Origin of the sequence: Malikia spinosa (genome assembly GCF_002980625.1) — a bacterium.
GTDB lineage: Bacteria > Pseudomonadota > Gammaproteobacteria > Burkholderiales > Burkholderiaceae_C > Malikia > Malikia spinosa.
Genome location: NZ_PVLR01000019.1, coordinates 21,769 through 36,821, shown reverse-complemented (window position 1 = coordinate 36,821; position 15,053 = coordinate 21,769). Strand labels below are relative to the sequence as shown.

General features: G+C 66.1%; 15 protein-coding genes. 10 read left to right on the top strand and 5 right to left on the bottom strand.

What is annotated here, in order from left to right:
- Position 1 precedes the first annotated feature (1 nt).
- Together C6P61_RS07790 and C6P61_RS07785 are read left to right on the top strand one after the other, a co-directional pair.
- Positions 2-889 (top strand): ABC transporter permease, encoded by an 888-nt coding sequence (locus C6P61_RS07790; RefSeq protein WP_105729406.1) that lies wholly within the window; start codon positions 2-4, stop codon positions 887-889.
- A complete protein-coding gene (locus C6P61_RS07785; protein ID WP_105729363.1) occupies positions 882-1,919 on the top strand; it encodes a quaternary amine ABC transporter ATP-binding protein in 1,038 nt (345 codons plus the stop codon). The genes C6P61_RS07790 and C6P61_RS07785 overlap by 8 nt, the downstream gene beginning before the upstream one ends.
- A gap of 1 nt (position 1,920) precedes the next feature.
- Here the strand turns inward: C6P61_RS07785 and C6P61_RS07780 are convergent, their stop codons facing one another.
- Positions 1,921-2,439 (bottom strand): MarR family winged helix-turn-helix transcriptional regulator, encoded by a 519-nt coding sequence (locus C6P61_RS07780; protein ID WP_105729362.1) that lies wholly within the window; start codon positions 2,437-2,439, stop codon positions 1,921-1,923.
- Positions 2,440-2,484: 45 nt separating this feature from the next.
- A complete protein-coding gene (locus C6P61_RS07775; RefSeq protein WP_244908835.1) occupies positions 2,485-3,234 on the bottom strand; it encodes a 4-hydroxy-tetrahydrodipicolinate reductase in 750 nt (249 codons plus the stop codon).
- Between the two features lie 151 nt (positions 3,235-3,385).
- Between C6P61_RS07775 and C6P61_RS07770 the strand changes: the two genes are divergently transcribed.
- A complete protein-coding gene (locus tag C6P61_RS07770; protein ID WP_105729361.1) occupies positions 3,386-4,723 on the top strand; it encodes a chloride channel protein in 1,338 nt (445 codons plus the stop codon).
- A gap of 161 nt (positions 4,724-4,884) precedes the next feature.
- Here C6P61_RS07770 and C6P61_RS07765 read toward each other — a convergent pair whose 3' ends face one another.
- Entirely contained in the window at positions 4,885-5,799 is a 915-nt protein-coding gene (locus tag C6P61_RS07765; RefSeq protein ID WP_105729360.1) for an LOG family protein, read from the bottom strand.
- A gap of 332 nt (positions 5,800-6,131) precedes the next feature.
- On the opposite strand from C6P61_RS07765, the gene badH reads away from it, so the two are divergent.
- From badH to C6P61_RS07730, 7 genes are read left to right on the top strand one after another with little or no spacing between them, the layout of a single operon-like run.
- On the top strand, positions 6,132-6,899 hold the full coding sequence (gene badH / locus C6P61_RS07760; RefSeq protein WP_105729359.1) for a 2-hydroxycyclohexanecarboxyl-CoA dehydrogenase: 768 nt from the start codon (positions 6,132-6,134) through the stop codon (positions 6,897-6,899).
- A 40-nt stretch (positions 6,900-6,939) separates the two neighbouring features.
- Positions 6,940-7,722: a 2-ketocyclohexanecarboxyl-CoA hydrolase gene (gene badI / locus C6P61_RS07755; protein ID WP_105729358.1), complete on the top strand. Its 783-nt coding sequence runs from the start codon at positions 6,940-6,942 to the stop codon at positions 7,720-7,722.
- 21 nt (positions 7,723-7,743) lie between these two features.
- Positions 7,744-8,901: a cyclohexanecarboxyl-CoA dehydrogenase gene (gene aliB / locus C6P61_RS07750; RefSeq protein ID WP_105729357.1), complete on the top strand. Its 1,158-nt coding sequence runs from the start codon at positions 7,744-7,746 to the stop codon at positions 8,899-8,901.
- A gap of 57 nt (positions 8,902-8,958) precedes the next feature.
- On the top strand, positions 8,959-10,608 hold the full coding sequence (gene aliA, locus C6P61_RS07745) for a cyclohexanecarboxylate-CoA ligase (RefSeq protein WP_105729356.1): 1,650 nt from the start codon (positions 8,959-8,961) through the stop codon (positions 10,606-10,608).
- A gap of 42 nt (positions 10,609-10,650) precedes the next feature.
- Positions 10,651-11,649, top strand: coding sequence for a Bug family tripartite tricarboxylate transporter substrate binding protein (locus tag C6P61_RS07740; protein WP_105729355.1), 999 nt, complete (start codon positions 10,651-10,653; stop codon positions 11,647-11,649).
- An 18-nt stretch (positions 11,650-11,667) separates the two neighbouring features.
- Positions 11,668-12,444: an enoyl-CoA hydratase gene (locus C6P61_RS07735; protein WP_105729354.1), complete on the top strand. Its 777-nt coding sequence runs from the start codon at positions 11,668-11,670 to the stop codon at positions 12,442-12,444.
- A gap of 20 nt (positions 12,445-12,464) precedes the next feature.
- The gene (locus C6P61_RS07730) at positions 12,465-13,628 is read left to right on the top strand and encodes an acyl-CoA dehydrogenase family protein (RefSeq protein WP_105729353.1); all 1,164 of its coding nucleotides are present in this window, start codon (positions 12,465-12,467) and stop codon (positions 13,626-13,628) included.
- Here the strand turns inward: C6P61_RS07730 and C6P61_RS07725 are convergent.
- Together C6P61_RS07725 and C6P61_RS07720 are read right to left on the bottom strand one after the other, a co-directional pair.
- Complete coding sequence (locus C6P61_RS07725) at positions 13,594-14,544, bottom strand: LysR substrate-binding domain-containing protein (RefSeq protein ID WP_105729352.1); 951 nt, start codon at positions 14,542-14,544, stop codon at positions 13,594-13,596. The two genes, C6P61_RS07730 and C6P61_RS07725, sit on opposite strands and share 35 nt — an antisense overlap.
- A gap of 24 nt (positions 14,545-14,568) precedes the next feature.
- Positions 14,569-14,904 (bottom strand): TFIIB-type zinc ribbon-containing protein, encoded by a 336-nt coding sequence (locus tag C6P61_RS07720; protein WP_105729351.1) that lies wholly within the window; start codon positions 14,902-14,904, stop codon positions 14,569-14,571.
- Between the last annotated feature and the right edge of the window lie 149 nt (positions 14,905-15,053).

The window sequence follows — 15,053 nt, the reverse complement described above, 5'->3', positions numbered from 1 at the left end:
CATGAGCTGGCTGAACGATTTTCCGGCGCTCGGCTCCAAGCTGCTGAGCGAGATCCGGCGTGCCATCGACGGCGGTTTCCGGGACTTCACGCGCGAGCATGGCGAGACGCTGGAGCAATTCTTCGAGCCCTTGCGCGAGTTCCTGCTGCTGTCGGAGCGGCTGCTGACGCAAACCCCCTGGCCGCTGGTCATCGCAGGCATCGCCTTGTTGACCTGGCTGGCTGCGCGCTCGCTCAGGATCGTGGTCGGTACCGTGCTGACCCTGCTGCTGATCGGCGTCTTCGGCATGTGGGACGACACCATGAAGACGATCGCCATGATCTTCGTCTGCACAGTGGTCGCGCTGGCGCTGGGCTTGCCGATTGGCATTGCCATGAGCCGTTTCGATAGGTTGCAGCGTTGGGTCAGTCCGGCCCTTGACGTGATGCAGACCATGCCGAGCTTTGTCTACCTGATCCCGGTCGTCATGCTGCTGGGCATCGGTCGCGTGCCGGGCCTGATCGCGGTGGTGATCTATGCCATTGCGCCCGTGATCCGGTTCACCAACCTCGGCATCCGGCTGGTCGACAAGGATCTGCTGGAAGCCGCCGATGCCTTTGGTTCCTCGGCCTGGCAGAAGCTGCGCCAGGTGCAGTTGCCGCTGGCGTTGCCGACCATCATGGCCGGTGTCAACCAGACCATCATGCTGTCGCTCTCGATGGTGGTGATCGCCTCCATGATCGGCGTTCAGGGCCTGGGCCAGCCGGTGCTGAAGGCCATCACCAACCAGTATTTCGCCATGGGCCTGTTCAATGGCCTGGCCATCGTGGGCATTGCCATCGTTTTTGACCGCGCCTCGCAGGCCTACGGCAAGCGCCTGCAGAAACACCTGGAGGCCCAGCATGGTTGAAGCCACACCGACCGGAATCCGGATCCTGCAGCTCTACAAGATCTTCGGTCCTCAGCCGGATCGCTTCATCGACCTGGTGCGCCAGGGCATGAGCAAGCAGGAGTTGCGCGACACCCATGGCCATGTGCTGGGGCTGCGCGATATCAACATCGACATGCCGGCTGGCCAGATCCAGGTGGTCATGGGGCTGTCGGGCTCGGGCAAGAGCACGCTGATCCGGCACATCAATCGCCTGATTGAACCCACTGCGGGTGCCATTCATGTCGGTGAGCAGGACGTCAGAGCGCTCAAGCCCGCCGCCTTGCGCCAGTTCCGCAGCGAACAGACGGCGATGGTGTTCCAGAAGTTCGCGCTGTTTCCGCACCTGACGGTGCTGGAGAACACCGAGTACGGGCTGCAGGTACGCGGCATGGGTCGCAAGCAGCGGCGCGAGAAGGCGGCCGAGTGGATCGAGCGCGTCGGTCTCAAGGGCTATGAAGACCATTATCCGAACCAGCTTTCGGGGGGCATGCAGCAGCGCGTGGGCCTGGCGCGCGCGCTCTCGAATGACGCCCCCGTGCTGCTGATGGATGAGGCCTTCTCGGCGCTGGATCCGCTCATTCGCAGCGACATGCAGCAGGTGCTGCTCGATCTGCAGCAGGACATCGGCAAGACCATCGTCTTCATCACGCATGATCTGGATGAGGCCTTGCGCCTGGGCGACCGTATCGCCATCCTGCGCGACGGCGAGGTGGTGCAGCAGGGCAATGGCCAGCAGATCGTGCTCCAGCCGGCCGACGACTACATCAGCAGCTTCGTGCGCGAGGTCAATCGCGGTCGCGTGATCAGTTGCCGCACCTTGATGCAGCCTGGCGTCAGCGTCGAAGGCCCTACGGTCGAGGCCAGCTTGGTGATAGAGGAGGCTGCACGTCTGCTCAGCGCCGAAGGCAAGGAAGCTGCCAATGTGGTGAACAAGCGTGGCCAGCTGCTGGGTAGCATCACCTTGAGCGACATCATCGCGGCCATGGTGCCGCCACGCGCAGCCGCCTGAGTCAGAGTTCAGCCAGCGGGATGCCGCCGGCCTGCTCGTCGGCCTTCAGTGCCTGGATCAGCTGGGCCAGGCTGAGCTGGAGCTGGTCCAGGGTCGCGCGCGGGAGTTGCTGCAGTGCCTCGGGCAACACCCCTTCGTAGGGGCCGGGCGCGCCTTGCAGCAGCAGCTGGCCTGCCGCCTCGATGAATAGCTGCACGCCGCGGCGGTCTGCTGCCGATTTTTCGGTCCGCACCAACTCGCGCTTGACGAGCTGGCGGATCAGGTTGCTGGCGGTCGACTGATGGATGTCCATCGCGCGCGCCAGCTCGTTGACACTCACGCCCGGCTGGTTCTGGATCACGTTGAGCGCCCAGACCTGGGCGCCGCCAATGCCGACCCGCTTTTCCACCTGCTGGAAATGGCTGCGTACCGCATTGAAGACCACGCGGAACTGGCGCAGCACCTGCGCTGCCTGCTCCGGGCTGGCGCTGCTGTGGACGGGTGAGGAGGAGGAGGAGGCAGGCTGGGGTAGGGCGGACAAGGTGCTGGGCCGGCAAGTTGCAATGCCGGCAATGATGCCCGAATGTCAAGCCGTGGTCAGCAGCTGGGTGCGGATTTTTTCCAGCAGCAGGTCATCGAAGCTGTAGAAGCCCTTGTCGCGTTGCGCCAGCTCCTGCAGCGCGAAGGCGGCGCCGGTGCCGAAGGCCTCGCGCCGGATCGAGTCGTGGATCAGCCGCACCGTCTGGTGCGGGAAGCCGAAGATCACCTCGTGATGGCCGACGATGCCGCCCACGCGCAGCGAGGTGACGCGGTCGTCTGCGAGCTCCAGCGTCTGGGCAATCTTGCGTGCGGTGCCCGAGATCTCGGGTTTTTCGCGGAAATGCTGTTCGACCACCTCGACATCGGCGAACGGTGCGATGCCGCGCAGCAGCTTGGCCGCCAGCAGTAGGAAGTTGATGCCCAGCGTGATATTGGGCGAGCTCATGACCCGGGTGTCCTGGCCCATTTCGCGCAGGTAGTCCAGGTGCTGCGGCGTGTAGGCCGAGATCGCGCTGACCAGCATGATGCCGCGCCGGCGCAGTTCCTGGCCATAGAGGTAGACCGAGTCGGCCTGCGAGAAATCGACGATCGCATCGACCGGATGTTGGTCCAGCCAGTCACCGATGTCCAGCCCGGCCAGTCCGACCACCGGTATCTGCGGCTGGCCTTCGAGGTGTGCCTGCTCGCTGGAACTGCGCCGCATGACCCAGCACAGTTGGTAGCGCGGGTCGTTGGCCAGCACGTTGGCCACTGCCTTGCCGGCCTTGCCGTAGCCCATCAGTCCTATTTTCATCATGCTTGTTCTCCTGGTTGGCGTCGATGGCACCCGTCAGCCGACGGGAATGAAGGGCTCATTATATTTGCACAAATGCATGTTGTAAAATCAGCTTGGCCTGAGCCTTGCTTGGCTACAGACTGTTGCCCCTTCCTTTCCAGGACCCGATGCCATGAGTTCCGACCCCCATATCGTCAATGCCTTGCGTGCCGAACTCAGCGACCGCGACCTGTGGCAGACCCGGGTCGTGGTGTTGACTTTCGGCACCCTGTCGGGGCTGGTCGTGGTGGCCTTCACCTGGCTGACCGAGCAGGCGCTCGAGCTGTTTCACCATGCCCGTGCCGGCCTGCCCTGGCTGCCCCTGCTCTGGACGCCCTTGTGCACAGCCGCGGTGGTCTGGACCACGCGACTATGGGCACCCGGTGCAGCCGGTTCGGGCATTCCGCAGGTGATGGCGGCGCTGCATCCCGGGGTCGAGCCACGCTGGCGCGGGCTCTATGTGTCGGTGCGGCTGACCCTGGCCAAGATGCTGCTGACGGCGGCTGGCTTGCTCGGCGGCCTGTCGCAGGGCCGCGAGGGGCCTTCGGTGCAGATCGGCGCTGGCGTCATGCATGCCGCGCGCCGCTTCCTGCCCCAGCGCAGCGCGGTCTCCGAGCAGGGCCTGCTGGTCGCGGGCGGCGCGGCCGGCATCGCGGCGGCCTTCAACACGCCGCTGGGCGGCATCATGTTTGCGATCGAGGAGCTGTCGCGCCGGCCCGAGCAGCGCAGCAACGGCCTGATCATGGCCGCGATCGTGCTGGCCGGCCTGATGGGGGTCTCGGTCTACGGCAATTCGACCTATTTCGGCGTGATCCGGGTCCAGCCCGTCAGCTGGGCCCTGCTCGGCCCCGGGCTGCTGGTGGCGCTGGGCTGCGGGCTGGTCGGCGGCCTGTTCGCCCGGCTGCTGACGCGTTCGCTGTCGGGCCGGTCGGAAGACCGTTTCACGCGCTGGCGCCAGCGCTATCCGGTCCGCTTTGCGGCGGGCTGCGGACTGGCGGTGGCGGTGATCGGTCTGGTCACTGGCGGGGCGACCTTTGGCAGCGGCTACACGCATACCCGCGAACTGCTTGAGGGCGGCAGCAGCGGCGAGATCGGCGGGCTGTACCTGCTGCTCAAGTTCGCCGCGACCTGGATCACCGCCTGGTCGGGCGCGCCGGGTGGCATCTTTGCGCCTGCGCTGGCGATCGGTGGCGCGCTTGGGGGCGACGTCGCGCAGTTGACCGGCCACTTCGATGCGCCGACGCTGATTGCGCTCGGCATGGCCGGCTTCCTGGCCGCCGTGACCCAGGCGCCGATGACGGCCTTCATCATCGTGATGGAGATGGTCGACGGCTACCAGTTGGTGCTGAGCCTGATGGCCTGCGCGATGATTTCGAGCGGCATCTCGCGCCTGGTCAGCCGACCGCTCTATGCCAGTCTGACCGATCTGCAGCTGGGCCGCCTGCCGGCCCAGGCTAGCGCCCCGCATTGATCATAAAAAAAGAGCCCCGGATGGGGCTCTGAAGATCACTAGATCAATGGTGAAAAATACTGAGCTCTCGTTAAGCCAGTACAAAAATTATATTTGTAAAAATGTATTCTTTGCCGCTGGCCCCGAAATAGTTTGCGCCTGCCACTGACCGAGCAGGGTGCTCAGCTGCCAGGGCAGGGGCAGTCCAGTTCGTAGAACTTCCTGATGCCTTCCCAGGCCTGTTCCGGCTCGTCGACATACTGGATCAGCTCCAGGTCCTCGGGCGAGACCGCGCCTTCCTCGACCAGCGCCTCGAGGTTGATGATCCGCTTCCAGTAGTCGCTGCCGAACAGGAAGATCGGCACCGGCTTTGCCTTCTTGCACTGCACCAGCGTCAGCACCTCGAACAGTTCGTCGAGCGTGCCGAAGCCGCCCGGAAAGGCGACCAGCGCCTTGGCGCGCATCAGGAAATGCATCTTGCGCAGCGCGAAGTAGTGGAACTTGAAGCTCAGCTCCGGGCTGATGTAGGGGTTGGGCTCCTGCTCGTGCGGCAGCAGGATGTTCAGGCCCACATTGAGCGCGCCGCGGTCATGGGCGCCTCGGTTGGCCGCTTCCATGATGCCGGGGCCGCCGCCGGTGGCGATGTAGAGCTGCTCGTCCTTGGCACAGCTCAGGCTGTAGTCGGCCACCAGCTGGGCGAAGCGGCGCGACTTCTCGTAGTAATGCGCGTTGCGCACCAGCGCCTGGGCGCGCCGGATCGCCGCCGCGTCGCCGCTGGCCTGGGCCTTGTGCAGCTGGCGCTCGGCCTCGGCCGGTTCGCGAAAGCGGGCGCTGCCGAACACGACGATCGTGTTGTTGACGCCGAGCGCTTCCTGCTCGAGATCGGGCTTGAGCAGCTCGAGCTGGAAGCGGATGCCGCGCGTCTCGCGCCGCAGCAGGAACTCGTTGTCGACAAAGGCCAGCCGGTAGGCGTCGCGCTGGGGCCTGGTGCCGGCCTCCGAGGTCAGGTGCATCTCGACTACCGCATCGGCCAGGCGCCTGGCCTGCAGGTCGTGGATGTGGTTGCCGTTGCTGTCCGCAGTGTTGCTGTCTTCCATGCGCACCACTGTAGCAAGAGCCGGCGGGCCTGCTGTCACGCAACGAAAAAATCTTCGCGCTGCCGGCCTGACGGCTTTCTTGGCCGACTGTCGGTCAGTTCGATGTATTTCAATCATTAACCGTCAATCAGTTGTCATAAATTTTCACGAGCCCTATTGGGTTGCCTGTGGGATGATGCCGAATTTAGCCGAAATCTAGGGTAAACCATGACAACTTAGCTGTGATGTTGGGCTTGCAAGCTTGGATCTTTTGCATAAACTACGACAACACGTTTACCTAAAACTGAATCCGGGTAGACGGCCGATTACCCCCACATGCACAAGGAATCCCCATGAGCAAGCTACAAGCCAAGACAGTGATCGTGACCGGTGGTGCCGGTGGCATCGGAGGCGCGACCTGCCGCCGCTTCGCCGCCGAGGGCGCAAAAGTCGCCGTCTTCGACATGAACCTGGAGGCGGCCGAGCAGGTCGCGGCCGACATCCGTGCCGCTGGCGGCCAGGCCGCCGCCTTCAAGTGCGACATCACCGATCGCGCCGCGGTCGACGCTGCCGTGGCCGCCACCGAAGCCCAGCTCGGCACGGTCGATGTGCTGGTCAACAACGCCGGCTGGGATGTCTTCAAGCCTTTCGTCAAGACCGTGCCGGCCGAGTGGAGCAAGCTGATCGACATCAACCTGACCGGCGCGCTGCACATGCTGCACGCCGTGCTGCCGGGCATGTCCGAGCGCAAGTCGGGCCGCATCGTCAACATCGCTTCCGACGCCGCGCGCGGTGGCTCCTCGGGCGAAGCCGTCTACTCGGCTTGCAAGGGCGGCCTGGTCGCGCTGTCCAAGACCCTGGCGCGCGAGCATGCCCGCCACAACATCACCGTCAACGTGGTCTGCCCGGGCCCGACCGACACCGCCTTGCTGGCGGGCGTGGCCGAAGGCGCACGCGATCCGGCCAAGCTGATCGAGGCCTTCCGCAGCGCGATCCCGCTCGGTCGCCTGGGCCAGCCCGACGACCTGGCCAGCGCCATCGTCTTCTTCGGCAGCGACGACGCTTCCTTCATCACCGGCCAGGTCATCAGCGTGTCTGGCGGCCTGACGATGCACGGCTGATCCCGATTCCCCTTCCTTACGAACCTCCGAGGAGCCTCACATGAATTTCGAAGACATCCTGTACGAAGTCCGCAACGGCGTGGCGTGGATCATCATCAACCGCGCCGACAAGATGAATGCCTTCCGCGGCACCACCTGCGACGAGATCATCAAGGCCATGAACAAGGCCGGCTACGACCGCAGCGTCGGCGCCATCGTGCTGACCGGTGCCGGCGACCGTGCCTTCTGCACTGGCGGCGACCAGTCGGCCCATGACGGCAACTACGATGGCCGCGGCACCATCGGCCTGCCGATGGAAGAGCTGCATGCCGCCATCCGCGACACCCCCAAGCCCGTGATCGCCCGCGTGCAGGGCTTCGCGATCGGCGGCGGCAACGTGCTGGCCACCATCTGCGACCTGACCATCTGCTCGGACAAGGCCATCTTCGGCCAGGTCGGCCCCAAGATGGGTTCGGTCGATCCGGGTTACGGCACCGCTTTCCTGGCCCGCGTGGTCGGCGAGAAGAAGGCGCGCGAGATCTGGTACCTGTGCAAGCGTTACTCGGGTGCCGAGGCCGTCGCCATGGGCCTGGCCAATATCTGCGTGCCGGCCGACCAGCTCGACGCCGAAGTGCAGAAATGGGGCGAGGAACTGTGCGAGCGCAGCCCGACCGCGCTGGCGATCGCCAAGCGCAGCTTCAACATGGACACGGCGCACCAGGCTGGCATTGCCGGCCTGGGCATGTATGCGCTCAAGCTCTACTACGACACCGAGGAATCGCGTGAAGGCGTCAATGCGCTGAAGGAAAAGCGCAAGCCCGAGTTCCGCAAGTACTTCAAGTAATCCCGCGCGAGGCACCAACCGATGAACCCGATCCCCTACATCGACGAAGACCTGCAGGCGCTGCAGGAGTCCGCGCGCCGCTTTGCCGAAGAGCGCGTCAAGCCCGGCTTCCTGGAGCGCGACCAGACCCGCGTGCTCGACCGCGCCTTGCTGCGCGAGATGGGCGAGATGGGCTTCATCTGCCCCGAGCTGCCGGAAGAGTTCGGCGGCCTGGGCCTGGGCACCGTCGCCGCTGGCGTGATCCACGAGGAGATCGCGCGTGCCGACCTGAGCTTTTCCTACCTGAACCTGCTGGCCTCGCTCAACGGCCAGATCCTGTCCAAGTACGGCAACCCGGAGGTGGTCGGCCCCTGGCTCAAGAAGCTGATCGCGGGCGAGGCGATCTGCGCCATTGCGCTGACCGAGCCGCGCGGCGGCTCGGACGCGGCCAACCTGCGCCTGAAGATCGAGCGCGACGGTGACCATTACGTCATCAACGGCGAGAAGACCTCGATCTCGGCCGCCGACCAGGCCGACATCGCGGTCGTGTTCGGCCGCACCGGCACGCCCGAGGACAAGGCGCATGGCGTCACCGCGCTGATGGTGCCGATGAACACCCCGGGCATCACGACCAACCGTTTCGACTGCCATGGCCAGCGCGCCATCGGCCGCGGTTCGATCTTCTTCGAGAACGTGCGCGTGCCGGTCAGCCACCGTCTGGGGGACGAGAACAAGGGCTTCGTGCAGGTCATGCACGGCTTCGACTTCTCGCGCGCGCTGATCGGCCTGCAGGTACTGGCCGTGGCCCGCGTCGCGCTGGAGGAAACCTGGGAGTACATCACCCAGCGCGAGGCCTTCGGCCAGCCGCTGTCCGCCTTCCAGGGCGTGACCCATCCGCTGGCCCAGTTCGACACCGAAGTCGAGGGCGCCCGCCTGCTGTGCTACCAGGGCCTGTGGCTCAAGGACCGCGGCCTGCCGCACACGGCCGAGGCCGGCATGGCCAAGTGGTGGGGCCCCAAGCTGGCCTATGACGTGATCCACCAGTGCCTGCTGTGCTATGGCCACGGCGGCTACGACCGCGGCCTGATGGAGCAGCGCATGCGCGATGTGCTGGGCTTCCAGATCGGCGACGGCACGGCCCAGATCATGAAGACCATCATCGCGCGCGTGCGCGCCGGCCGCAAGTTCGTGCCGGCCTGATCGGCCTGATCCCCGACACGACCGACGCTACCTACAAGAACATCAGAGGAGACAAAAATGGAATTCGACGCCGTACTGCTGGCCCCGCGCCGCGCCCGCATGATCGAACAGGGTTTCTGGCACGACCGCACCATCAACGACGAGCTCGATGCCTGCGTCGCGGCCTGTCCTGACAAGCGGGCGCTGACCGCCTATCGCACCGAGACCGGTGAGGTCAAGCGCTTCAGCTACCGCGAGCTGGCGCAGATGGCGGACCGGGTGGCCGTCGGCCTGTACCGCCTGGGCGTGCGCAAGAACGACATCGTGGCCTGCCAGCTGCCCAACTGGTGGCAGTTCACGCTGACCTACCTGGCCTGTTCGCGCATCGGTGCGGTCATCAATCCGCTGATGCATATCTTCCGCGAGCGCGAGCTCGGCTTCATGCTCAAGCATGGCCAGGCCAAGCTGCTGATCACGCCCAAGGTCTTCCGTGGCTTTGACTTCGAGCAGATGGCGGGCAGCCTCCAGCACAGCATCCCCGAGCTGCAGCAACTCGTGATCGTCGACGGCGACGGCGCCGACAGCTTCGAGGCCCTGCTCAGCGGCCCCGAGTGGGAAAAGGCGCCCGATGCGGCCGAGATCCTGAGCGCCAACCGCCCGGGCCCGGACGACATCACCCAGCTGATCTACACCTCGGGCACGACCGGCGAGCCCAAGGGCGTGATGCATTCGGCCAACACCACCATGGCCAACATCATTCCCTACGCCCGCCGCCTGCACCTGGACGCCGAGACCGTGGTGCTGATGGCCTCGCCGATGGCGCACCAGACCGGCTTCATGTACGGCCTGATGATGCCGATCATGCTCAAAGCCAGTGCGGTGCTGCAGGATGTCTGGGAGCCGAAGAAGGCGATCGAGGTGATCCGCACCGAGGGCGCGAGCTTCACGATGGCATCGACCCCGTTCCTGACCGACCTGACCCGCACCGTGGCGGAAAACGCCACCCCGGTGCCGACGCTCAAGACCTTTCTGTGCGCTGGCGCGCCGATCCCGAGCGCGCTGGTCGAGCAAGCGCGTGCCGTGCTCGGGACCAAGATCGTGTCGGCCTGGGGCATGACCGAGAACGGTGCCGTCACCACCACGCGGCTCGAGGATGACGACGAACGCGCCTTCACCACCGACGGCCTGCCGCTGCCCGGCGTCGAGGTCAAGGTGGTCGATATCGACGGCAAGACCCTGCCGCCTGGTGAGGCCGGCAGCCTGATGCTGCGCGCCTGCTCCAATTTCGGCGGCTATCTGCGTCGCCCGCACCTGAACGGCACCGATGCCGACGACTGGCTCGACACCGGCGACCTGGCCCGCATCGATGCGCAGGGCTATATCCGCATCACCGGCCGCAGCAAGGACGTGATCATCCGCGGCGGCGAGAACATCCCGGTGGTCGAGATCGAGAACCTGCTCTATCGCCATCCGGCCGTGCTGCAGGCCGCGATCGTTTCCTACCCCGACGAGCGCATGGGCGAGCGCGCCTGCGCCGCCGTCGTGCTCAAGCCCGGCCAGAGCCTGGACCTGGCCGGCCTGGTCGAGTACTTCAAGAGCAACAAGATGGCGATGCAGTACATCCCCGAGCGGCTAGAGATCCTCGAGGCCATGCCGGCGACGCCTTCCGGAAAGATCCAGAAGTTCAAGCTGCGCGAGCTGCTCCAGCAGCAGCTGGCCAGCGCCTGAAGCCGTTCATCGACAGATCAACATCAATTACAGGAGACAACGATGACAACCCAGCCCGCTTTCCAGACCCGCCGCCACCTGATCCGGGCCGCCGTCGCCTCGCTGTGCACCTTGGGCGTGCTCGGCAGCGTGCAGGCCCAGCAGGCCTGGCCCGCGGCCAAGCCGATCCGGATCGTGGTGGGCTTTGCCCCCGGCGGCACCACCGACGTGATGGCGCGCTCGATGGGCGCCGCTTTAAGCGAGGCGCTCGGCCAGACCGTGCTGATCGACAACAAGCCGGGCGCCAGCGGCAACGTCGCGGCCAGCGAGGTGATCCGTGCCCAGCCCGACGGCCATACCTTCCTGGTCGCGCCGACCTCGTTCGAGACCGCCAACCCCTTCCTGTTCAAGCAGACCATCAGCCCGGCCAAGGACCTGACCCCGGTCGCCGGCGTCGGCAAGAGCCAGATGTACGTGGTCGTGAACCAGCAGTCGCCGTTCAAGGACGCGCGCGAGCTGGTCGCGTTTGCGCAGAAGAACCCGGCCAAGCTGTCCTACACCTCGGCAGGCGCCGGCACGCCGCCGCACCTGGCGGGCGAGCTGTTCAAGCAGTCGGCCAAGTTCTTCGCGGTGCATATTCCCTACCGCGGCGCCGCGCCCGCGCTGCAGGATGTGCTGGCCGGCCAGGCCGACTTCGTGATGGACCCGGGCATCGCCTTTCCGCATGTGCGCGCCGGCAAGGCGCGCATGCTGGCCGTCGCAGGCGCCAAGCGCAGTGCCTTCTTTCCCGAAGTGCCGACGCTGTCCGAGCTCGGCATGAAGGGCGCCGAGCTCGACATCTGGTTTGGCATGTGGGCGCCCAACGGCACGCCGCCCGAGGTGGCCGCGCGCATGGCCAGCGAGATCGGCAAGGCGCTGACGCTGCCTGCCATCAAGACCCGTTACGAGGCGCTCGGCGCCGAGCCGGTGGGCCTCAACAACGCCGACTTCAAGAACCTGCTGGCGGCTGAGACCAAGCAGCTGTCGACCGTGATCCGCGACAGCAAGATCAGCATCGACTGACCTTCACAGGAGAAAGAATTGACTGATACGCCCATACTGGTTTCGACTGAAGGTCGCGTCGGGCTGATCCGGCTGAATCGGCCGGCCCAGCTCAACGCGCTCAATGACGCGCTGATGGATGCGCTCGGTGCCGCACTGCTGGCCTTCGATGCCGATCCCGGCGTGGGCGCCATCGTCATCACCGGCAGCGACAAGGCCTTCGCGGCTGGCGCCGACATCGCCGCCATGGCCGACTACGGCTACATGGATGTCTACGGCAGCGACTTCATCACGCGCAACTGGGAGACCATCCGCCAGGTGCGCAAGCCGGTGCTGGCGGCGGTCGCCGGCTTCGCCATGGGCGGCGGCTGCGAGCTGGCGCTGTCTTGCGACATCATCGTCGCGGCCGAGTCGGCCCGCTTCGCGCTGCCCGAGATCAAGCTGGCCATGATGCCGGGCGCCGGCGGCACCCAGCGCCTGCCGCGCGCCGTCGGCAAGGCCAAGGCGATGGACATGTGCCTGTCGGCGCGCCTGCTCGACGCGCAGGAGGCCGACCGCTACGGCCTGGTCTCGCGCGTGGTGCCGGACGCCGAGCTGTTCGAGCGCACGCTGGCGCTGGCGACGCAGATCGCCGGCTATTCGCTGCCGGCGCTGCTGGCGATCAAGGAGTCGGTCAACCGCGCCTGGGAGTCCTCGCTGGCCGAGGGCATCCTGTTCGAGCGGCGCGAGCTGCACGCCCGCTTTGCCAGCGCCGACGCCAGGGAGGGCATGCAGGCCTTCCTCGACAAGCGCAAGCCGGCCTTCCAACACCGTTAATCCTTTTACAGAGCAAGACCATGGCCCTCGACCCAGAATCATTTGACATCCTGCTGCCGACCATCCAGCGCTTCATCCGCGAGCGCCTGATGCCGGCCGAGAACCACCTCGAAGAATTCGACGAGGTGCCGGCCGACCTCATCGAGGACATGAAGGAAATGGGCCTGTTCGGCCTGACCGTGCCCGAGGAATACGGCGGCATCGGCCTGTCGGTGAGCCAGGAAGTGCTGGTCAACTACGAGCTCGGTCGCACCGCCACCGCATTCCGCTCGGTGTTCGGCACCAATATCGGCATCGGCTCGCAAGGCATCCTGATGGACGGCACGCCCGAGCAGAAGGCCGAGTACCTGCCCAAGGTCGCCAGCGGCGAGCTGATCATGTCGTTCGCGCTGACCGAGCCCGACGCCGGCACCGATGCCGCCTCGCTCAAGACCCGGGCTGAAGCAGACGGCGACCATTACGTGCTCAACGGCACCAAGCGCTACATCACCAACGCACCGCGCGCCGGCGCCTTCACGTTGATGGCGCGCACCGGCGGCCCGGGCGCGGGTGGCGTGTCGTCCTTCATCGTGCCGGCCGACCTGCCGGGCATCAAGCTCGGCAAGACCGACAAAAAGATGGGCCAGCGCGGCACCAAGACCTGCGACGTGATCCTCGAGAACGTGCGCGTGCCGGCCGCCAATATCATCGGCGGCGTGCCGGGCCAGGGCTTCAAGACCGCGATGAAGGTGCTCGACCGTGGCCGCCTGAACATCTCGGCCGTCTCCTGCGGCATGGCGTCGCGCATCCTCGACGAGTCGGTGCGTTATGCCTGCGAGCGCAAGCAGTTCGGCAAGCCGATCGGCGAGTTCCAGCTGATCCAGGCCATGCTGGCCGACAGCCAGGCCGAGCTGCTGGCAGCCTGGTCGCTGGTGCGCGAGGTCGCGGCCCGCTTCGACCAGAAGCCGGCCCATCTGTCGGACCCGGATGTCTCGATGCGCGTCTCCTGCGCCAAGCTGTTCGCCACCGAGATGCTGGGCCGCGTGGCCGACCGTGGCGTGCAGGTGCACGGCGGCGCCGGCTACATCAACGAGTACCCGGTCGAGCGCTTCTACCGCGACGCGCGCCTGCTGCGCCTGTATGAAGGCACGACCCAGGTCCAGCAGCTGATCATCGGTCGCGAGCTGCTGCGCCAGGCGGCGTAATCCCGGGCGGCATGAGTTGCTGTTGCGCCGAGCGCGCCAGCAGCCACGACTTGAACAAGGTCAGTGCCGGGCGCTCGGGCAGGTCGGGCTGCACCAGGTAGTAGCTGCGCCGGCTCAGCACCGGGTGGGCACTGGCGACCACCAGGCTGCCGGCGGCCAGCTCGGCCTCGATCAGCAGTGTCGGCATCAGCGCGACCCCGAGTCCGCTGGTCGCGGCTGCCACCTGCATCGAATACTGCTCGTAGCGCGGTCCTGCCATCGCACGCAGCGCATCCACCCCCTGGCTCTCGAACCACTGGCGCCAGGCGTCGGGTCGGGTTGACTGCTGCAGCAGCGGCAGCTCGGCCAGCGCGGCCGGGCTCAGCTCGTTGCGGCCGCGCAGCAGCGCCGGACTGCAGACCGGCACCACCACTTCCTCGAACAGCAGTTGCGCCCGCGTGCCGGCCCATTGCCGCATCTGGTCGTCGGTGCCGGCAAAGATGGCCGCGTCGACCCCGGTGTCGCCGAACAGGAACGGGCGGGTCTGGGCATCGATATGCACCGTCAGCTCGGGCTGCTCGCGCGCCAGCGCGGCCAGGCGCGGGATCAGCCAGCGTGTGGCCAGGGTCGGCACCACGGCCAGGGTCACGCTCTCGCCCTGGCCGCGCCGGCCCATCAGGTCGAGCGTGTCGCGCTCGAGCGCATCGAGCCGCTGCGCGACCTGGCGCGCGTAGTCGGCCCCGGCCGGCGTCAGTGTCATGCCATGCTGGGTGCGCCGGAACAGCTCGACCCCGAGCGACTCCTCGAGCGTGGCGACCTGGCGCGACACCGCGCCCTGGGTCAGGAACAGTTCCTGCGCGGCGCGCGTGAAGCTCTGGTGCCGCGCGGCGGCGATGAAGCAGACCAGCGCCTGGATCGAGGGCAGTTTTCTTCTCATGGGGCTACTGGCAATGCCGAAGCATCAGTCGTCGAACAGTTCGCTGAGCCACGACTTTTTCTTCTTTTGCGGATATTGTCCCTGGTTGTAATGGCCTGGATGGTGCTGGCCCTTGCCGAAATCCGAATACTGGAAGTCACGCGGTGCCTGTTGCTGGTAGGCCTGCTGTGGCGCCTGGGGCAGGGCGGCTGGCTGGGGCTGGGGCAGGGAGGTGGACTGGCTGTCCGCGCTGCGCTCGATCAGCTTGTCGAGCTCGCCGCGATCCAGCCAGATGCCGCGGCATTTCGGGCAGTAGTCGATTTCTATGCCTTGGCGCTCGGTCATGGCGAGCAGGGTGTCGGGACAGACAGGGCATTGCATGGTCTCACCTCGTTCGGGTTGCTGGGTAGAAGACAAATGTAGTCTGTCGATTCTAGTAAGCTGTTGAGCCCGTCGGCTTTGTCTGCAGGGGACAGGCCTTGGTCGGCATTTCCCTTCCTCTCGCATCTGATGTCGAGCCGGTGCTGGCC